Genomic DNA, 20,462 nt, shown 5'->3' on the forward strand with positions numbered 1-20,462 from the left:
AACATTCAGCTGTCAGCTATCAGCAGTCAGCAAGAAAGAAGAAAAACATCAATACTCACCTGTAACTTTCTCTCATTAACACTTGTGGGGTTTGATAATATGCTGCTAATTTTTTGAACAATCTATCTAATAGCACCTAAAAGCTGATTACTGATTACTGATAGCTGAATACTTACGTCTAAATGATGTCTAAATATGAATTAAGTTTTTATTTCCTATCTGTAATTTTAATCTTTCATTTTCAATTCTTAACCTCTCATTTTCCTGTTCTAACATCATCACCATATCTTGTAAATCTTCCACTTTCGATTTTTTCTTAATTGCTTCCTCAATTGCAACCTTGCGATTTTCTAAACTAAACCACTTTTGATAAATGGATGTGTGCATATTTACAGAATGACCCAAATTATCAGCAGCAGCTTTAATTGGAATCCCCATTAAATGCGCTCGAATTGCCCAAGCGTGACGTAAATCATAGGGTTTAAATCCAATACCTACAAATCTAAACCATCTATCAGTACCATGTCGCGCTGCATTAATTTCTTTACTGGTTATTTTATCTTGAATTTTCCATTTTAATAATTCAATTGCTTCTAAATCTGTTTTTAAATTAAACTCTTTTACCCAATGGGGATATAATGGTAAAGCGTCCCTTTCTCCGGTTTTACATTCTTCATTCACTCGCCATGTATTCATGGTATTTTCTGAAGATAACCACCAATCTAAATCCGGTTTTACAAATATTTCAATGGGTCTTAAACCATAGGTTGCTAACATTCCATAAACCCATCTCCACAATTTCCAATTATTTCTATCTTCCCTAGTTATTAACTTACTGGGACGGTTAAGGGCGTAATTTTCAAACTTAAAATATTCCTTCTCTATTTGTGTATCTGTAGGTATATCTCGTTTACGTTTTGCAGTAGCTTTAATTTTTAAATTGCTTAATTCAGGAATTTCTAAACCAGAACATTTACACAAAACGCGAATTACTTTAATTAACTCATTTTTCACACTATCCGAAGATTGGCAGTTTTGCACAGCTTCAATAAAATTAGCATTAATCGCTGGTTTATCCTTGGGTAAATGCTTTTGAGCAATATAAAAATAACTACTAAAGGTATTTTCACTTTTTAAAGTTCGTTTCCGAGTTTGAAAATAATTTTTCTCGAAATCTGCAACTAAATCACCAATAGTTTTTAAACTAGCTTTAATCCGAGTTTTTCCTAAATATTTCTCATTCCATTGAAATTGTTTTCTAGCAATTAACTTTCCTAACTCATAAGCTTCTTCTTCCGCAGTATTCAAACCATCAAAATTAAAAGGAATACCCAGAGAAATATCATATTGTTTTGTACCGCTACCGTTTTTATCAATATCCCCTGGTTTAATAGGTAAAGTGCATCTCAACTGTAAAGAATTGCCAGATTTGCGGATATAAACACCAACATTAGCCGCTTTTAATCTACCATTAATTGCTTTTAATTCTGTAGTTAATTTTGCCGTTAGATGATTTTCTTGTTCATTTACTGCTTGCATTCTACCTAAATATCCCCCATCGGTAATAGCTGTTTGGTGAAAATCGGCAAATGCTTCCTGTGTTCTGTCCATACCCTAGATTTACCCTAATAAAAAAACCGTTCACTCTAGACAATGATTACCGCAAACATAGTCTAAAATGAACATTATACAGCTATTTTTATGAGATAAATAATCTTTTTCGTGAAGGTAAAGCACAAGAAATCTACATCGTTACCTCTGGTGAAATGATGGCGATGTACGCTGCAAACAACATCGCTCGTGGTATTTTGAAATATGCACACTCCGGTGGTGTACGTTTAGGTGGTTTAATCTGTAACAGCCGTAAAACTGACCGGGAACACGAACTCATCGAAACCTTGGCTAAACGTTTGAACACCCAAATGATTCACTTCGTACCTCGTGACAACATCGTTCAACACGCAGAATTGCGTCGTATGACCGTTAACGAGTATGCTCCCGACAGCAACCAAGCTAACGAATACCGTGCATTAGCTAAGAAGATCATCGAAAACAAGAACCTCACCATTCCTACCCCAATAGAAATGGATGAATTAGAAGCTCTGTTGATCGAATACGGTATTCTTGACGATGATTCTAAGCACGCTGAAATCATCGGTAAGCCCGCTTCTGCAACTAAGTAGTATTCAGTAATTGAGGAATAGGAAAAAGGAACACTCTACATCACTTCCTTTTTACCTTCCTTTCCTACCCAAGCTTGGGGATTAACTTCCCCATCCCTACCCTAAACAATATCTAAAAGAGCTAACAGAGGCCAGACATGACTCCTCCAGACAACAAGAAGATTGTTGAAGAAAGAAAAGAACTGATTAAAGACGTTCTTAAAGCTTACCCCGAAAAGGCTGCTAAGAAGCGCGAAAAGCACCTGAATGTACACGAAGAAGGTAAAACAGATTGTGGTGTTAAATCTAACATCAAATCCTTACCTGGTGTAATGACCGCTCGTGGTTGTGCTTATGCAGGTTCTAAGGGTGTGGTTTGGGGTCCTATTAAGGACATGATCCACATCAGCCACGGTCCTGTAGGTTGCGGTTACTGGTCTTGGTCTGGTCGTCGCAACTACTACTTAGGTACAACTGGTGTTGATACCTTCGGTACTATGCACTTCACTTCTGACTTCCAAGAACGCGACATCGTGTTCGGTGGAGACAAGAAGTTATTGAAACTGATCGAAGAATTAGAAGAATTATTCCCCTTAAACCGTGGTGTTTCCGTTCAATCTGAATGTCCTATCGGTCTAATCGGGGATGACATCGAAGCGGTTTCTAAGACAGCTGCTAAAAAACTCGGTAAACCCGTTATTCCTGTACGTTGCGAAGGTTTCCGTGGTGTGTCTCAGTCTTTGGGTCACCACATCGCTAACGACCAAATCCGTGACTGGGTATTCCCCAGAGCAGACAAAGCTAAGAAAGACGGTACTCTCAAGTTTGAAGGTACTCCTTACGACGTAGCAATCATCGGTGACTATAACATCGGTGGTGATGCTTGGGCAAGCCGTATCTTATTAGAAGAAATTGGTTTGCGTGTTGTTGCTCAGTGGTCTGGTGACGGTACTATCAATGAGATGTTGTTGACTCCCAATGTGAAGATCAACCTCATCCACTGCTATCGTTCTATGAACTATATCAGCCGTCACATGGAAGAAGCTTATGGTATTCCCTGGATGGAATATAACTTCTTCGGTCCTACCAAGATTGCTGAATCTTTAAGAGCGATCGCTGCTAAATTTGATTCTAAGATCCAAGAAAACGCTGAGAAAGTTATTGCTAAATATCAGCCTTCTATGGATGCGATCGTTGCTAAGTACCGTCCTCGTTTGGAAGGTAAGACAGTTGCAATGATGGTTGGTGGTTTACGTCCCCGTCACGTTGTACCCGCTTTCCAAGATTTGGGTATGAAGTTGGTAGGTACTGGTTATGAGTTCGCTCATAATGACGACTATAAACGTACTACTCACTACATTGAAAACGGTACTATCGTTTATGACGACGTAACCGCTTTTGAATTTGAAGAGTTCATTAAAGCTCTGAAGCCAGATTTAGTTGCTTCTGGTGTGAAAGAGAAGTACGTATTCCAAAAGATGGGTCTTCCTTTCCGTCAAATGCACTCTTGGGATTACTCCGAACTTGATGATGTTGGTTGAAAGGTGCGGTAATTTCAGGTTTTTGAATTGGGGAATTTTGAGATTTTAATTTTTAGATTAAATTGATTTTATTATGTTATATAATAACATTGTTTATGGATAACTGCAAGTAGTAAATCTATGATTTTATCAGTGGTTGAGGGAGTTGTTAATTCTCGATGTTTGGGAAATTTGTTATATAGAACAACTTTCTTCAAGTGGATTTTTTAGACTAACTAGACTATGTTTAGGCAAAAAATTACTAATTTTTATAAAACTCTCCTCCCCGAACTTGCTTTCTTGCTTGTTCCTAAACATCTCTTTCAAAGAGGGTTAGGGAGAGGTAAGATAAAGGTTTGGAGAGGGGTTTTAAGTTTAATTAATTAATGATGGGGATAACCTGCTATAAATCACATTAATATTTATATTGGGATATAATTTGCTATATATAAGTTAATCTAATCTTTAGGTTACTTGGTGTCTCATGGTTAATCTAGGTTTTCCAAGGAGAGGTATTGCTTATTGGGGTTTGGGAAGTGCGATCGCTCTCAATTCAATAATTTTCTTCACTCAGATAAAATAATTACACTTAAATTATACTTAAATTACACTTAAATTACGGTTCTATGCATAAACGTGCTTGTTCAATTCCTTGTTTACGCTCTGGTTGATTATCTAAATCACGGATAAAAACAACAGCTTTAATCTCTCGTGTTTTTTGCAAAAACCGGACTAAATTAAGAACTTTAATAGCTCTTACTCCATCAGCTTTGAAAGGTACACCGTTACTATCATGACCTAAAAATCTGCTAGGTTTATATTGTAATTGTCCTTTTGCATCTTCAATAATTTTGAGAATATCTCGCCAACAAGAAAATTCTGTTTCTGACTCTAAACCAGTCCAATGAAAATAATATTGCAAACTATCATCATCTAACCAAGCAAATTTTTCTTTTCAAACTCGCTCGGCTAATTTAGTAGCTGTTCTTGCATCTGCACCACTTTCAACTATGGCAATAAACTCAGCCACTGACTTCTCCTTCTAACACCCAATCTTCCCCTTCTGCATCCCAAAATTCATTTTCTAGAATATTTTTACAGTTCACAATAATTCAGGAATATGTTCATTTTCATAATTTTCTATTAATACACCAATGACTTCCATCAGAGATGTAAGAGGATGAGTTTCATCTTCACAAATTTGATCAATGAGTGTATCAAGTATATTAACTAAATGTTTATATTCTTCTTCTGTGTGAGGAACAAAAACATTTTCGGCAATGGATGACCAAGCTGTGATAGTTTGATTGATATTTAAGGTTTGCATTATTCTTTTCATTTTCCTTGATCATATTTGTTATGAGTTGATTATTTTGATTTGTCTTGATTTTATCACTGGATATTTAGAATGAGGCGATCGCACAAATTACTCTGATTTTTGCGGATCTTCTTCGGGAGGATGCAGTCCACTTTCAACCCATCTTTGTCGAGATTTTTGAATAAATTTTTCTCCTCGACGTTCATCATTTAGATCAAGACGTTCACAAGTTGCCCTTCCTGTAGGAGTTGTACCAATAATACATAAACCGTCAAATGTCCACATAAAATGTTCAGACCAAATTTGCTGACGAGGGTTAAATAAAGGAGTTTCTTTTCCAGTATTGGGATCAATACCTGTAGTGAAGTTATAGCGTCTTTCGTTGCAACGACGACAGGCCAGAGCAAGATTATCGAGACTATCCGTACCACCCAAAGATTGAGGTTGCAGATGGTCAATAGAAAGGGGTGCTGTACTGAGAAGTTCAGGGTAGTGACAGTATTCACAGCGACATTGAGCGCGTTGTCTCACCTGCTCATAAAGAGATTTAGGAATGGGCATTTTCTTGAGCAGCAACAGCAGCGTTAATATAACTGAAGATGTCGTCAAGTTCCCCTATTGCTTCTAATTCTATTGCTTCTTCTGGGGTAAGAGTATTCAATTTATTTTTATCAAGGAGTTCTTGCATTCGCTCCCCTAGTTTATCGGTAAATTTGAATAGCATAAGGTTTTTAATACGCTTGATACAGATTCCTTCTGGTAGGAATTGGGAAGGTTTAATGAGTGTAATTGTCATAGGTGAATTGTTGTGAGTTTTCTTGATTTTATTATTGGATATTCAGGGTGTCTAAGGTTGTGATATCCACGCAGCATATCACTAACTCAAGGATTCATTTTAACATATTCAGGAATAAATATTTCTTGGATATCATCAAGGATAATTAAACATCTTTTTTGACCTAAAAGATTTAAAAATTGAGTTAATTTATTATTTTCAATATCATGTGAATTGGTAAATTTTAATATTTCTGTAAAGATGTTATCTAAGGAATGAGAGAGTTTAATACTTTTCCAAATGACTAGATCGAATTTTTGTAAATTTAGATCAATAAAATGTTTAATCAGTGTGGTTTTACCAATGCCAGGTAATCCTAAAATGGAGACAAGGCGGTTATTTTGGGTGATTAACCAATGAGATAGGGTTTGTAGTTCGGTTTCTCTGCTGTAAAAGTGGGAGATTTTTGGGGATAGGGTTAAATCGTGAGAGTATGTTTTTTGGTTATCATCATTTTTTCTATTATTATTATCATCTTTAGTTTGATAAGATGAGCAAAAATTAAAATTATGATTATTATTTTGTATAATTACAGGTGATGATGTAATTTGCAGTCTTGATAACATAGAACGGAAATTACGCTTATTAATATCTTCGTCTAATTGTTCCGAAAAAACTTGCCAAAGTTTATAACCTACATCTCTCACATGACTTTCACTACGATGACATTGTGCTGCAATTTTCTCATAGGTATATCCATCCCAAACACCTTTAATTACAGTGTCCTGAATATCATCTAAGTGTTTTCCTGTCTGGACAAAAACTAATTCATCAGCTAACTCTAAAACTTCTGTAATATCCATAAAGTGTATATTGTATAAGCATTTCATCTATTATAGCTTAATCCCTGTATGTATTATCCGGCATTTTCGGACAATTATATTAATAATTTGTTACAAAACTCCCGATGTAATCAGGTATTTTCCTATAGAAACAATAATTTAGTGATCAGACAATTAATCTCAGCAGCCTCTTACTGACTTCCATATTATAAAGGATTTACATAGTCTTTTTAGTACATTACGCCAAGTCTGATTTGAGACTATCAATAGAGGCTACTACCAATCAAAACTTTATTTAACCCTAATTAACGCAGTTATGAACCATACCATCAAATCAGCATCATTTACGCGAACTATCAAAAACTTTTCTGCTATGGGACTAGTGGTGTTTTCTTCTTTGATTGCACCCTTTTTTGCACATGAATCTAGCTATGGTTATAGCACTTTTAACAAACAGTGTCTCTCAAGAGGAAAAGAGCCAGAAAACTATGATGGCGCAGAGAGCAAGTGCCAATCTAAGTGTTTCCGTAGATGTTCTCGGCATTACTAACCTGATCGTATCTAGTATCAAATCTTCCAGAGACCGCAGTGGATTTGTAAAAAATCTCATGAATGGGGCTTTTTATGGTGCAGGTCAGAGGTATAACGTGATGGTTTTTAATTTGAGTCAAAATTATGAAGAACGTTTTAGAGGAGTGAAATTCTATGGTTCGGCAGTCTATGATGGTGTCACCTTCGGTATTTGGGTTTTTGAAGATGGTGAATTCCTTAATCAAGGTGATGGTGGATGGATTAACTGGGCTTTTTCAGGGTGGTTTGACAGAAATGATAAGTATGTAAGATTTAAAAAACCATAAGATACAAGGTTGGGTTGATAAAACCCAACATTAACTTATCTCTATTACTTATTCTGGGTTTCATCCTGTAAATCCTCAAATCCTGGACATCCTGATTCAGACAAATGCTACAATTAACAAATCACCACAAGGAGTAAAAAACTATGCCCATCATGACAATTAAAGATGTGGAAAAACTGCAAAGTGCTATCAATGATGCAGGTTTAGATTATGATCTAGAATTAGAAAATGGGAGCATTTCTATTGTGGGTCCATCAGATATAGTTTCTAGTGAAATTTCTAGTCGTTTAATAGCTTTTCTCTTTTCTTGGATTAATCCCCGTCGTTTAGGAAGAGTTTTTGATTCTGCGGGTGGTTTTATTTTACCAGATAGCAATTTAACAGCACCAGATGTTTCTTTTGTGCGTGCTGCAAGGTTGCGTCAAAGTCCCCGTTATTTTGGTGAACTTGTGCCTGATTTAGTAGTAGAAATTAAATCTCAAAGTGATAGAATTAAAACCTTAGAAAAAAAAGTTATCAATTTTATTAATTTGGGTGCAGTGGTGGGAATTTTAATTGATCCTGATGAAGAAACTGTTACAGTTTATCGTTCTGAAGGTGAACCGGTCGTTTTTAACAACAATGATGTTTTAACTATTCCTGAACTTTTACCAGGTTGGGAATTACCTATTTCTGAATTATGGCCTCCTGTTTTTACTGAGGAAGAAATAGAAAGTTAGTTTTAGTTGATTTTCAAATTATGTGTAAGTTGGTAAGGTGTGTAAAACAGATAAGTTAGTAAGAAAAGGATTAAATTTATAATCTTTATCATCTGATTATAATCTGACACACCTTTAGGCAAAAGTTAAGAAATAAACGAACCACAGAGAACACAGAGAAATGAGGTTTTAAGAGAGATTTTCATAATTCTTTATTGGTGGAAATCTTAATATTCTTTTGTTTTCCTTTAATCAGGAAAAGCTAAACCAGTGCGCGGATCACGAATATATAAACCTAGTGTTAAACTCCGCATCACTTCATCCCAAACAGGTATTAATTGTTCTGCTTGATCCGCCCAATAATCAAAGGTAATTAAACACTGAATATTAGAACCTAAACCTACACAAATTCTAGAATATGCTTCTCTGGGTTCTGCTTGGGTGTCAATAAATTTAATTTGTCCCCACATTATTTTGGCAGTTTGGCGTTTAACTTGTATGATTTCCCCTGTTTCAATGACATCACGCTTATCATCTTCGATGATTTTTTTTAAGGTGCGTTTGAGGGGAAATAATGTCCAATCATTTGGGGGTAAATGATTATAGGAAATTTCTAAACAACAATCATCATTAGGTGGTTTTTTATCTGTGAATTTAAAGGATTTTTCTTTGGGTTCAAATACCCAATCTTGGGGAACGTTAAACCGCACTGCACCCCTACCAGCGACAAATATTTTATAATCTTCAGGTCCTTCCCAATGATGGTTTGGATCTAGTTCGAGGGTTTCTTTAATCCATTGCAGGTTGCTTTTTTTACGCTTGGACATAATTTTCATGTTCTCCTTTGTTTCTAGATTTAAGATTCGAGTTTAATTTTCTGTTTCTGTCTCTAATTCTACACCTTCATATAATAATTCAATGGGAAATTCAAATTCAATGCTTGATAATGTAATTATATCTCCAGTAATGTAGGGATAGTAAAGCCACATTCTCCCTTCTCCACGACAATAACGCTCAACATATATTTTTTCAGAATCAATTAAGATATATTCTTGTAAGGAGGGAATTGTTAAATAATATCTGAATTTTTCTCCTTTATCTTTATTGGTTGTACTGGGAGAAAGCACCTCTACAATTAATTTCGGATGTTGAATAAATTTGCGAGCGTTGATATCTTCATGGTGACAACTAACAACAAGATCAGGATAGAAGTAGACGCTGTTGGGATTAACTTGTACTTTGACATCTGATACGTTGACTCGACAACCTTGAGGATGGAGATGAGAATATAAAGGTCTGTAAAGATTGAGAGCAATATCATTATGGGGAATTGTACCACCAGTCATGGCGAAAACTTCGCCGTTGATGTATTCATAGCGAATATCTTGGTTAAGTTCCCATCTGAGATATTCCTCAAAGGTCATTTTTGGCGGTTTTTGGGGAATGGCGACCATATCAGAATTTTGAGAAGTTTGTTCTGATTATAGCTACAAATTTAATATTTTTTCTTGATTCACTGGCTGGTTATGTTAATGATTGAATTGCTCTTGGTTGGAAAAGAGTCAGACTTTTTGGAAAAATGAAATAGTTAAACCAGTGTTTTATACACCAGGGGATAATGATTGGACTGATTGCGATCGCGAAAACCTCAAGGTAAGACAATCAGAGTTAGAAAGATTGAATGCTATGTAGAGATGAGAGTTCTTACCTATGGAACATCTCTATATCTCTACAGTGATTCATGTTTAGTTTCACCAACCTGCTATTTTTCTGATGAAACAGGTGATTTTAATTTTTGTAGGGCAGGGAGGAATGGTGTACCACAATACGCAGTTTACCATTGTTATCCTTGATGAACTTCCAGGTTTTGTCCACTGTGGTTACTTTACCAGTCTTGTCAGTAATTAAGACATTGCCCATTGTTGTAGCTACATTACCATTAATGAAAATTCCAGCGTTGCGAATTTCCACCTTTCGCCATCCTTTGAGGGCAAAGCCAGTATCATTAGGGAAAGACGGATCGCCACCCACGAAATACGCCAATGCACCTTGGCGTGTCGTGCGGAAAGTCTGTGGTGTCTGTGTCAAAGTCGGCTTGAACAGCACTGCTCCGAACTGATAACCATAGGCTTGATCAATAATCTTCTCGGCTAATGCCTTAGCTGCGGCTTTTCCCTTCTGATCGTAGGTGGTGGAGATGGCAACTAATGCGTCGCCCCAGGCTTTTTGGGCTGCCAGGACTTCAGACTCAGTGATGGTCATATTGACTACTGAAGTGTTGGGGTTTGATGAGGTTTGACCAATAATGACGCTATTAACTTGAGCTTGAGCTATTGATGGAGCAGCAGCTAACAAGGCCATAGCAGCAGATGTGACATAAAAATTGATTCGCATACTTATCAAAGAACTTATCAGTTATAAAAATGAACTATCACATTAAACCACATTAGAAATTTGGTAAAAATTATCGTAGGGACAATTCATAAATTGTCCATATAATGTCTATAGATGTCTATTGTTTCAATAAACGCTATTAATACTTAGAATATAATTTAAAAGTTACTTAGTGCCTCCAAAATATCACTGACAGTTAGTTGTCATATTTCGTAGAGAAGACATCTTCATCACTCAGATAAAATAATTACATTTAATCTTTCCTCCACTTCTTGAAGGTATGCCATTAAACCAGTTTTCACACCTCTTGCACGTAAAGTTTCTAAACTTGTCTCTTCCCAACATTGTTTTTCTCGTTCCATATCTTTTCCCGTCAGTTGTTCAACTATAAATTTAATATTTCTGATTCTTTCTGGTTCTTTCTCTGAAGTAGAACGTAATCTTTCAGGTTCTATGGAAGGATCAAAAGATAATTTATTTTTGATATCTTCTAAAATTACCTTTTCATCATCAGATGCAATAAACCCATTTAACACCCATGCTTCACGTTTTGGATCAGCAGCACCAATGATAATTTCTAATTTTGGTGTTTTATTAAGATGTTCTAAACGTGCTTGTTCAATACCTTCTTTACGTTCTGGTTGATTATCTAAATCACGGATAAATAAAATAGCTTTAATTTGTCGTGTTCTTTGCAGAAAGCGTACTAAATTCAGAACTTTAATAGATGCTGCACCATCAGCTTTTAAAGGTACACCATTACTATCATGACCTAAAAACCTACTAGGTTTATATTTTAATTTTTCTTTTGCATCTTCAATAATTTTGATAATATCTCGCCAACAAGAAAATTCTGTTTCTGACTCTAAACCAGTCCACTGAAAATAGTATTGCAAACTATCATCATCTAACCAATCAAATTTTTCTTTTAAAACTCGCTCGGCTAATTTAATAGCTGTTCTCGCATCTGCACCACTTTCAACTATGACAATAACCTCAACCACTGACTTCTCCTTCTAACACCCAATCTTCCCCTTCAGCATCCCAAAACTCACCTGTTGTTAAGGTTTCCTTTGCCCATTCTATATCAGGATGTTCGTCTAAACGTTTGGCAACTGTAAAACCTGATTTACTGTTATTTAAGATATGGACTTGAGAAGGAGTAAGTTGATCAATTATATAAGGAGAATGGGTAGAGAAAATAATTTGCAGGTTAGGATTTTCAGCAATGATTTCTTTAAAAACATTCATTAACTGACGTTGTGCTTGGGGATGAAGTCCCTGTTCTATATCATCTAATAACACTAAATTAGGTTGAGTAGGATTCATTAACACAGTTAATAATCCTAAAGTTAACATTGTTCCTTCACTAATTGCATGGGCGGGAATACGTTCACCTGTATTCATATCTAAAACTACTTCTTGTCCGGTCATTTCTTGAGTTTCATCATAGGAAATAGAGCGACCATCAACTTCTATTAACCGTTTACGAATGACGGGAACTTTTGCCCGCCTGATGCCAATTTTGTGTACATTTGGTACAACTTTTTTTAACATTTCTTCTATGATTTGAAATTTATCTGGTGCTTCATCACGGAGAAAATCTAAGGTAGGTGCTAATCCTGATCCGTCAAATTCAACTCTGGGGGTGATTTCATCACTGTACGCTGGTTTAGCGAGATTACTTGCAGATAATTTGAGGTAAACAGTATGTTTTAAAGATTTACGAATTTCATCTGGAGAATTACTGAAAGAACTTGTCCATCCTGCTAAATTTTGTTTTGTTTCATTTATTATACATGATCCTGTAGGAATCCAAGAATCATTATTCTGTTGATTCCAATTATAGGCAGCTTGCCAATTTTGGCGATTTTTATAACCCCAAAAACCACTTGCAGTAACAGACATATCTTTTTCACCAATTGTTGTAATAAATTGGGGCAACTTATCATACTGAAAAATATTTCTAAAGGGTGAGGTAGTTAGTCTGCTGAGATTATGTAATGCTTGAAGGACGCTGGTTTTACCAGCACTATTTTTTCCTACAAGTCCATGTAATCGGGAGTTATCGAAATTAAACTCTGTTGATTTATGGCTTTTGAAATTATGAAGCTTTAGGCTTTGTAACATATTGTTAGTTTTATTTATTCATTATCATTTGCTATTTGGAAAATTGAAATTACCATTTTTGTAAAAACATTATACTAAATAAAGCATTGAGGATATAAAGAATAATATATCTTACCAGGTAGGATATCATGGTTTTCAACAAACCCTCTTTTAGTAAACCAATCTATGAAATCTTCTTTTTTGCAATTGACAGGTGCAGGATAAATAATAATAGGAAGGCTTTTTTCACTCCACATCATATTACACAAATATTTAAGTAGATATGAACCATATCCTTTTTCCCTATAATATTCGTTAATAAAAAAAGTTTCTATATACCAGTGCATTTCAGGATCTTGTTTCATTTTATAGAATGATGCACCTATATGTAGGTTTTGATAGTAAATGTCGTAACAAAAATATTTCCTTTTGTCAATTACTTCATTCTTCTTTTCTGTTTCATAATTTCTTTTTATTTCAATCCCTTGAGGTGCTTTTATTTCTTTCATTGATTTTATCCCTTCTATAGATTTATTGTGTTGTAATCAAATTTTCTGATGTGATGACTTAGCCTAGTGGACAAGCGCATATTAGTGATAAATATATTTGTACAAACAATCAATATTTGACTCTTTCCTCAAATTCACCTTGTATGCGAAAGGTTTCCCAATCCTTCAAAGAATAAATATCAAATCGGAAAAAACGATCACCATAATCAGCATAGTAAGCAATATAACCAAATTTTTTCCCTTGATATGTAGTGCGATGTCTACCATTTTCATAATAACGGTCTATAAATCGAGAATTAATAAAGTCTTGGCTAATTGCTTCACCCCAAATACGGCTAATAAGTTCATTAACTGCTTGATCTCGTCTTAAATTATATCCTTGTTTGCTCAGAGATTGTCCAATTGATGAGTTTTCGATAAAAACTGCTTCACTGTAATTCTTTTGTATATCAGAGACTTTTTCACCAACAATTATCTTGACATTATTACCTTGGAACTGAATTCTAGCTTCATAATTCACTAGAATAGAATTAATATAAAATGGCTTGAAAATCAACCCTTCTCCAAGCTGATTTCTGTTAATATGTTTGATTGATTTTTGAATGCTGTCCCCTGGCAAGGAAAAACAAGGCTTGGAAATAATTAAATTAAAATAAATGAGAATCAAAGCCATAAAAGGTCTTGATATTGTTCTCAGTTTTAGATGTAATATATTGAGAATATGATCATTAAATTCAATCATAATTTGCATGATTTATTGTTTCTATCTAATTTTTTTAGATTAATACAGTATAACACAGCACCAAGTTATCCGATTATACCTTAACAAAAATATACTAACTCTATTTGCTAGTTTGTGGCTTGGGTCGAGAAAACCGAAAATTAACTTATCTATTCCCAATCGTTCACATTTCAAACTCTCAATACAGCTAAATTCGTGTATATTGTAAGTGGTGGTTGTAGGGTGTGTCAGCGACAGCGTAACGCACCAAAACCTTGATAATGATGATAAATATGGCAGTTTAACAATATAAAAAGGAAACAATCATTATGAAACAGCGAATAACTATTCATCCAAACATTTGTAACGGTAAACAGATTATTACTAATACTCGAATTACTGTACAAACAATTATGGAATTTTTACGTGCAGGTGATTCTATAGAAGAAATTTTGGAAGAATACCCATCTTTAAACCGAGAAGATATTTATGCTTGTATGCAATTTGCAACTAAATTGATAGCCAATCATTATTTTTTTAACATCAGGTTGGGTTTCACCTAAATCCACCCAACCCACAGATAATTAATTATCTCCTTGACTTGATGCTAACAACTGTTCAAAATCCTCCACTGAAACAATAGTAATTGCCTGTTTAAAGATACTTTTTAGCAATTGCAAATCTTCCAGAGCATTAATCTTATTTTTCAACTCATCTGATACATTGCCAAACCTAGTTTCTATAATCTCAATCACATTTTCACGGGAATTTTTGATCATTCCATCAATTTCAAAGCTAGTTAAAAATGGCATACGTTTTCCCTCCTCATAACGGTTTAATTCAGTCTTGAAATCAGATTGCAGTATTGGGGGTAATGTCATCATCCATTCAATAAACCGGAATAATTGACGAATCATTTCTCCGGTATAACCCAAGTCATAAAGTTGTTTCACTAGACTTAATTTTAACTGAAATCTTTGTTGTGAATTACCTTGAGTGGCTTGGGTTTGTAAATGTGCCATAATGATGATAGCAAAAGGATTATTACTTTGTGCTAGGGTATCATGGCTATAATCTAATAGTTTAACACTGGGAAATTGTAAATTAGTTGTAAACCCCCACTGACTATAACCATAAGATGTAGGTTTCCAATTGGGGTTATCATCTCCTAAAACCGCGAAACTAAAGACTTTAAGACGATAGCGATCAAATAAGCGATGATTATAAATATACATCCTTTCTGCAAAATCGTCTTGTTCTTGTCCTTGTATTTCTATGTGAATCAGAACTAACGCTTTTTCTCCATTCCGCAGGGTGACTTTTACCAGTTTATCCGCTAAACGTCTTCCTGTTTCTGCATCTCTAATTAGTTCTTGTAATTCGGTGTCTAGGGTTTCATATCCTTTTTCCCAGTCAATATCTTGATAAACTTCAGGAAAACAATATTCTATGAATCGCTCAAGATAAACTGTAATCGCTTCTTTCCATGCGCTGTCATAATCTGAGTTTGGTTGGTAGTTCATCCCTGAAAATATATGTTTTGATATACTGTGATTATAACATATCAAATACTAAAAACTACCTTTATAAATCATTTCCATTTTTACTTTTTTTAACTCAATTTTTAACCTTTCATTCTCCATCTTCAAAACCAAATTCTCATCCTTAATCACCTCAACCTCATTCCGTTTACTCAAAGCCTGATTTATTGCTAACTTCCGCATATCCAAAGAAAACCAACGTTGATAAGTTTTCGTGTGAATCTGCACACTATGACCTAAATTATCTGCTGCTGCTTTAATAGGAATCCCTAAAATATGCGCTCTAATTGCCCAACCATGACGCAAATCATAAGGTTTAAAATCTAAGCCAACTTTCCTAAACCACCAGCTAACTCTTTGAATTAAAGCTGTAATTTCCGCATGATTATTTTTATCTTTTTTACTAATTGCTGTCACCAACATTTCTAAATACTGGGGATTCCTTAAATCAAATTCCTTAATCCATTCCTTATATAAAGGTAAGGCTTCCCGTTCTCCCGTTTTACAATCTTTATCAACCTTCCAAGTTAAATCTATATTTTCATTACTTAACCACCAATTAACATCAGGATTAATAAATAATTCACGGGGACGTAAACCGAAAACCGCCAACATTCCATAAACCCAACGCCACAATAACCAGCTATCTTTGACATCTTGATTAACTTGTTTACCTCTGTTATTTTCATATTCCTCAAATTTGTAAAATCCGGCTACTATTTCTTTATCTGTGGGAATATTGCGAGAGTTAGTTTCCGGTGTTTTAGCATAATTAGTTAAATTAATTTCAATTTTGAAAAGTTGACAAAATACAGAAATAGCTCTAACTGCATTATATCGCGCCCATTCTTTATCTATTTTCTCAATTGCATGAATAAAATTTTCCCCAATTGCTAAATCATCTGGATTAGTATAGCGTTTAATTCTGGTATAATAATAAAAAAAGGTATGATCACTTTTAGTTGTGCGTTTATGGGTTTTAAAATATTCATTTTCAAACTTTTCTAATAACTCTCCAATAGTTACTACATCGTTTTTAATTCCTTCCTGTCCTAAGTATTTGTCATTCCAAACAAAAGTTTTCCTAGCAATTAATTTTCCTAATTCATAAGCTTCCTCTTCCGCAGTTTTTAATCCTTCTAAGTTCGCAGGAATGTTTAAACTGAGGTTGTATTGCTTTTTACCTGTCTTCCTAATATCTGCATCATCTGGTTTAATAGGTAAAGTTGCCCGTAATTGCAGACATCCATTTGATTCTCGAATGGTAACTCTGGTTTTTGCAGATTTCAAACGCAGATTTACTTGCTGTATTTCCTGGGTTAAGTTGGTTTTCATGTTGGGTGTTTTGTGGCGATCACGTAAAGCGCAGAAAGCATTAGCATTAAAATAAACAAAAAAATAATTCAAAATCTATTTTCTAAATTTTGAATTTTGCATTTTTAATTGTTTATAGGACTTACGCATTGACAGGATCAACCAAATATGAGGTATGGATTTCGGGCATTTTCACGTGATTGTTTGATAATTTTTGAGCGATCGCTATTGATCGGAAGTTAATCACCAAAAGCCTGAAACAACCAAATATCGTTCATACACATGATGGGTAATTTGTACAGTGCGTAAGTCCTAGTTTATTATTCTGTACGTAAACCCAAAATAAATCTGTTAACTACAAACAGACCCCTCTTCCGTCACTCTCGGAAAACAGGTTCTTGCGTCTCTTTTATGGTGATTGAGGACTGATTATAACAGAACCATTACAGGACAAGGGTTATAAACAATTATACCCATATTTTACATGAAATGCCCACACAATAAGGCTTTCAATAATTTTGAACTGGATTCTCCATAAAATCTATGCAAGAACCGGAAAACAATAACACAATCTTTTTTATACCTAATAATTAAGCCAAGCGATCTATGCCTCCTTCAAAGAAATTTCTAACCGCATCTCCAAAATCAGCTCCTTCCTTAGCTTTTGAAAGTTCATCGAAAATATCTCCATCAGGAGGCTGATAAGTGATAACCTCACGTTGCAATGTATAAAAGTGAGTATATATTCCTTCCGTTTCTAGTTCAGCAGTAACCATGCAAAATCCTTGAGAACCTAAGTAATTTAGAAATTCATGCATAGTTTTTACTTTGGGCTTTAGGCGTTTGCCATTGACGTAAAGATTCATAATCTCATTAGTCATTCCGCGACCAAGTAATTGTACACGAATCTGAATAAATTGATAAGCCTTTCTTTTCTCTACAGTAGTATTCATAATGGTTCAAACCTCTGATGAAAGTCAGCAAGTGTTTTTTCTCGGTAAATTTAACCAGATTTTAATACTTTTTAAATTACCCTATATATAATATTATATATAATATTACTTACTGTCAACCCTTGCATTGTAAAAAGTCTAAACTGTACGTATGTTGGATTCTACTGCTTTTCTCATTCCCAGACTCTGGCTAGGAATGCAAATAACGAGGTTCTACTTCAACTATTATAAGCACAGGCAGAGCCTCTAATTGAAGTATTCCCTGTCTCAGACAGGTAACGAGAGGTTGGTATTAGACTATATTGAGACTAAAAATAGGCGTTGCTGAATCAAGGTATGAAAATACAGCAGATTCCATTGCTATAAGGTACAAAACATAATAATGAAAATCTTGTGGGGTTGGCCGGACAGCCCGCCAATAGTGTACCTCATGACACCAGAAAGTGCTGTAAATAAAAATCTAATAATCTGAAATACTAATTAATGAGTTAACTGCAAACATAGTTTATTGCCAACATTGCTCACTGCAAACATAGCGGAATTAAAAACCATTAAACCAAAAAAATAAATACTCCGGTCCTTACCACGGTTACGACGGATTCGCAATCTTCGCTCGTGACATGGATTTGGCACTCAACAGCCCAACCTGGGGATTAATCGGCGCTCCCTGGAACAAGTCTGCAAAGAAAGCTTTAAGAAAAGCTACAGCAGCAGTCTAGGTAACAACAGAGTAGGGGCAACCCTCGCCGGATAGGGAAAGCCTGGGGTTTCGCCCCAGGGGGGAGTAGAGAAGTCAAAATTCAAAATCAAAAATTCTCAGTGTTGAATTTTGCATTCTGAATTTTGAGTCACATTCCCCACTCCCCACCAAAAACTGGCGGGGAACACCCCGCCTCTACAGAACCAAAAATCACTGAAACACAACACACAGCAAGCTTGGAGAACTAGAAATGCCTCAGAATCCCGAAAATATTAAGGACCACGTTGAGCTATTCCACCAGCCAGAATACCAACAACTGTTCCAAAACAAGAAAGAATTTGAAAACGCTCACACCCCCGAAGAAGTTCAACGGGTTGCAGAATGGACAAAGTCCTGGGAATATCGTGAAAAGAACTTCGCTCGTGAAGCTTTAACCGTTAACCCCGCTAAAGGTTGTCAGCCTTTAGGTGCTATGTTCGCTGCTGTGGGTTTTGAAGGCACTCTTCCCTTCGTTCAAGGTTCTCAAGGTTGTGTTGCTTACTTCCGTACACACTTAACCCGTCACTATAAAGAACCATTCTCCGGCGTTTCTTCTTCCATGACTGAAGACGCTGCGGTTTTCGGTGGTCTGCAAAACATGATTGATGGTTTGGCTAACGCTTACGCATTGTACAAACCCAAAATGATTGCAGTTTGCACCACCTGTATGGCAGAAGTTATCGGTGATGACCTCGGTGCATTCATCACCAACGCTAAAAACGCTGGTTCAGTTCCCCAAGATTTCCCCGTACCCTTCGCACATACACCTAGCTTCGTAGGTTCTCACATCACCGGTTACGACAACATGATGAAGGGCATTCTTTCTAACCTGACCGCAGGTAAGAAGAAAGCTACCAGCAATGGCAAAATCAACTTCATCCCCGGTTTTGACACCTACGTAGAAAACAACCGTGAAGTTAAGCGCATCGCTGAATTGATGGGCATTGACTACACCTTGTTGTCTGACAACAGTGATTATGTTGACGCACCTAACGATGGTGAATTCAATATGTACCCCGGTGGTACAAAGTTAGAAGACGCAGCAGATTCCATCAACGCTAAAGCTACTGTTGCTCTTCAAGCTTACTCCCTGAGCAAGACCCGTGAATACATTGCTAAGGAATGGAAGCAAGATGTTTGTGTTGCTCGTCCTTGGGGTATCAAGGGTACAGACGAATTCTTGATGAAACTCAGCGAACTAACTGGTAAGCCCATTCCTGCTGAATTAGAAGTAGAACGTGGTCGTGCAGTTGACGCAATGACCGACTCCCATGCTTGGGTACACGGTAAGCGTTTCGCTATCTACGGTGATCCCGACCTAGTTTACAGCGTTGTTAGCTTCATGTTAGAAATGGGTGCTGAACCTGTACACATTTTGGTTCACAACACCAACGAAGTATTTGAAAAAGAACTGCAAGCACTGTTAGATTCTAGCGAATTTGGTAAAGACGCTAAAATCTGGGGTGGTAAAGACTTGTGGCACTTACGTTCCTTGTTGTTCACCGAACCCGTAGACTTGTTAATCGGTAACTCCTACGGTAAGTACCTGTGGCGTGATTGTGGTGTACCTTTAGTAAGAATCGGTTATCCCATCATGGACCGTCACCACTACCACCGCTATGCAACCATCGGTTACAAAGGTGTAATCAACTTGTTGAACTGGGTTGTTAACACAATCTTTGAAGAAATCGATCGCAACACCAACGTTGCTGGTAAGACCGATATTTCTTACGACTTAGTACGCTAAGAATATCAACAGTCAGGTGCTAAAAAAACATCTGACTACTAGCAAAACAGCAAAGAATAAATGGGGATTGGGTATTATTTCCCAATTCCCTATTCCAGTAAATCATAACAGGAGTCAGGAGTCAGGAGAAATTGATTTTGGATTTTGGATTTTGGATTTTGGATTATTTTTATCATCTCCACCCTAAAATCTAAAATTTGTCTCAGAGGAGTCAGAATAACTGAATTTAGCTTCTTCCTCTGCGTCCTCTGCGCCTCTGCGGT

21 protein-coding genes and 1 pseudogene are annotated in these 20,462 nt (G+C 35.9%); 6 read left to right on the top strand and 16 right to left on the bottom strand.

The annotated features are described in order from the left end of the window. Window positions 1-189: 189 nt before the first annotated feature. Window positions 190-1,611 carry an integrase gene (locus K2F26_RS21070; RefSeq protein ID WP_220609349.1) on the bottom strand — a complete coding sequence of 474 codons (1,422 nt, stop codon included), beginning with the start codon at window positions 1,609-1,611 and terminating at the stop codon, window positions 190-192. Between the two features lie 110 nt (window positions 1,612-1,721). Here K2F26_RS21070 and K2F26_RS21075 point away from each other — a divergent pair. Beyond that, window positions 1,722-2,183: pseudogene (locus tag K2F26_RS21075) on the top strand (NifH family ATP-binding protein); the annotation flags it as partial. 137 nt (window positions 2,184-2,320) lie between these two features. Next, the gene (gene nifD, locus K2F26_RS21080) at window positions 2,321-3,703 is read left to right on the top strand and encodes a nitrogenase molybdenum-iron protein alpha chain (RefSeq protein ID WP_220609350.1); all 1,383 of its coding nucleotides are present in this window, start codon (window positions 2,321-2,323) and stop codon (window positions 3,701-3,703) included. A gap of 595 nt (window positions 3,704-4,298) precedes the next feature. Here nifD and K2F26_RS21085 read toward each other — a convergent pair. From K2F26_RS21085 to K2F26_RS21105, 5 genes are all read right to left on the bottom strand, one after another. Continuing rightward, on the bottom strand, window positions 4,299-4,604 hold the full coding sequence (locus K2F26_RS21085; RefSeq protein WP_246605442.1) for a hypothetical protein: 306 nt from the start codon (window positions 4,602-4,604) through the stop codon (window positions 4,299-4,301). 180 nt (window positions 4,605-4,784) lie between these two features. Continuing rightward, window positions 4,785-5,021, bottom strand: a complete 237-nt coding sequence (locus K2F26_RS21090; protein WP_246605443.1) for a hypothetical protein — start codon at window positions 5,019-5,021, stop codon at window positions 4,785-4,787. Window positions 5,022-5,108: 87 nt separating this feature from the next. Continuing rightward, window positions 5,109-5,561, bottom strand: a complete 453-nt coding sequence (locus K2F26_RS21095; RefSeq protein WP_220609351.1) for an HNH endonuclease — start codon at window positions 5,559-5,561, stop codon at window positions 5,109-5,111. Beyond that, on the bottom strand, window positions 5,548-5,796 hold the full coding sequence (locus tag K2F26_RS21100) for a hypothetical protein (RefSeq protein WP_220609352.1): 249 nt from the start codon (window positions 5,794-5,796) through the stop codon (window positions 5,548-5,550). Before K2F26_RS21100 ends, K2F26_RS21095 begins: the two co-directional genes overlap by 14 nt. A gap of 86 nt (window positions 5,797-5,882) precedes the next feature. Beyond that, window positions 5,883-6,638 carry a helix-turn-helix domain-containing protein gene (locus tag K2F26_RS21105; protein WP_246605444.1) on the bottom strand — a complete coding sequence of 252 codons (756 nt, stop codon included), beginning with the start codon at window positions 6,636-6,638 and terminating at the stop codon, window positions 5,883-5,885. A gap of 410 nt (window positions 6,639-7,048) precedes the next feature. Between K2F26_RS21105 and K2F26_RS21110 the strand changes: the two genes are divergently transcribed. Both K2F26_RS21110 and K2F26_RS21115 read left to right on the top strand, forming a co-directional pair. Continuing rightward, window positions 7,049-7,474 carry a hypothetical protein gene (locus K2F26_RS21110; protein ID WP_302850030.1) on the top strand — a complete coding sequence of 142 codons (426 nt, stop codon included), beginning with the start codon at window positions 7,049-7,051 and terminating at the stop codon, window positions 7,472-7,474. A 143-nt stretch (window positions 7,475-7,617) separates the two neighbouring features. Next, complete coding sequence (locus K2F26_RS21115; RefSeq protein ID WP_220609354.1) at window positions 7,618-8,193, top strand: Uma2 family endonuclease; 576 nt, start codon at window positions 7,618-7,620, stop codon at window positions 8,191-8,193. A 227-nt stretch (window positions 8,194-8,420) separates the two neighbouring features. On the opposite strand, the gene K2F26_RS21120 is transcribed toward K2F26_RS21115, so the two are convergent. The 7 genes from K2F26_RS21120 to K2F26_RS21150 all read right to left on the bottom strand — a co-directional run bounded on the left by K2F26_RS21120 (window position 8,421) and on the right by K2F26_RS21150 (window position 13,935). Further along, entirely contained in the window at window positions 8,421-8,999 is a 579-nt protein-coding gene (locus K2F26_RS21120; protein WP_220609355.1) for an Alr1449 family protein, read from the bottom strand. Between the two features lie 42 nt (window positions 9,000-9,041). Continuing rightward, window positions 9,042-9,626 carry a Uma2 family endonuclease gene (locus tag K2F26_RS21125; protein ID WP_220609356.1) on the bottom strand — a complete coding sequence of 195 codons (585 nt, stop codon included), beginning with the start codon at window positions 9,624-9,626 and terminating at the stop codon, window positions 9,042-9,044. Window positions 9,627-9,960: 334 nt separating this feature from the next. Further along, window positions 9,961-10,533, bottom strand: coding sequence for a metal-independent carbonic anhydrase family protein (locus K2F26_RS21130; protein WP_246605445.1), 573 nt, complete (start codon window positions 10,531-10,533; stop codon window positions 9,961-9,963). Between the two features lie 263 nt (window positions 10,534-10,796). Then, window positions 10,797-11,570, bottom strand: a complete 774-nt coding sequence (locus tag K2F26_RS21135; RefSeq protein WP_220609358.1) for a hypothetical protein — start codon at window positions 11,568-11,570, stop codon at window positions 10,797-10,799. Beyond that, a complete protein-coding gene (locus K2F26_RS21140) occupies window positions 11,563-12,696 on the bottom strand; it encodes an AAA family ATPase (protein WP_220609359.1) in 1,134 nt (377 codons plus the stop codon). Before K2F26_RS21140 ends, K2F26_RS21135 begins: the two co-directional genes overlap by 8 nt. A 74-nt stretch (window positions 12,697-12,770) precedes the next feature. Next, window positions 12,771-13,184 carry a GNAT family N-acetyltransferase gene (locus tag K2F26_RS21145; protein WP_220609360.1) on the bottom strand — a complete coding sequence of 138 codons (414 nt, stop codon included), beginning with the start codon at window positions 13,182-13,184 and terminating at the stop codon, window positions 12,771-12,773. Window positions 13,185-13,293: 109 nt separating this feature from the next. Then, entirely contained in the window at window positions 13,294-13,935 is a 642-nt protein-coding gene (locus tag K2F26_RS21150) for a hypothetical protein (RefSeq protein WP_220609361.1), read from the bottom strand. A gap of 299 nt (window positions 13,936-14,234) precedes the next feature. On the opposite strand from K2F26_RS21150, the gene K2F26_RS21155 reads away from it, so the two are divergent. Further along, the gene (locus K2F26_RS21155) at window positions 14,235-14,468 is read left to right on the top strand and encodes a DUF433 domain-containing protein (protein WP_220609362.1); all 234 of its coding nucleotides are present in this window, start codon (window positions 14,235-14,237) and stop codon (window positions 14,466-14,468) included. A 21-nt stretch (window positions 14,469-14,489) separates the two neighbouring features. Here K2F26_RS21155 and K2F26_RS21160 read toward each other — a convergent pair whose 3' ends face one another. The 3 genes from K2F26_RS21160 to K2F26_RS21170 form a co-directional block, all read right to left on the bottom strand. Further along, the gene (locus tag K2F26_RS21160; RefSeq protein WP_220609363.1) at window positions 14,490-15,428 is read right to left on the bottom strand and encodes an RpnC/YadD family protein; all 939 of its coding nucleotides are present in this window, start codon (window positions 15,426-15,428) and stop codon (window positions 14,490-14,492) included. 48 nt (window positions 15,429-15,476) lie between these two features. After that, a complete protein-coding gene (locus tag K2F26_RS21165) occupies window positions 15,477-16,781 on the bottom strand; it encodes a site-specific integrase (protein WP_220611977.1) in 1,305 nt (434 codons plus the stop codon). Between the two features lie 569 nt (window positions 16,782-17,350). Next, the gene (locus tag K2F26_RS21170; RefSeq protein ID WP_220609364.1) at window positions 17,351-17,713 is read right to left on the bottom strand and encodes a hypothetical protein; all 363 of its coding nucleotides are present in this window, start codon (window positions 17,711-17,713) and stop codon (window positions 17,351-17,353) included. 950 nt (window positions 17,714-18,663) lie between these two features. Here K2F26_RS21170 and nifK point away from each other — a divergent pair. After that, a complete protein-coding gene (gene nifK, locus K2F26_RS21175) occupies window positions 18,664-20,199 on the top strand; it encodes a nitrogenase molybdenum-iron protein subunit beta (protein WP_220609365.1) in 1,536 nt (511 codons plus the stop codon). The last annotated feature ends 263 nt before the right edge of the window (window positions 20,200-20,462 follow it).

The sequence above is a fragment of the Sphaerospermopsis torques-reginae ITEP-024 genome (genome assembly GCF_019598945.1).
GTDB lineage: Bacteria > Cyanobacteriota > Cyanobacteriia > Cyanobacteriales > Nostocaceae > Sphaerospermopsis.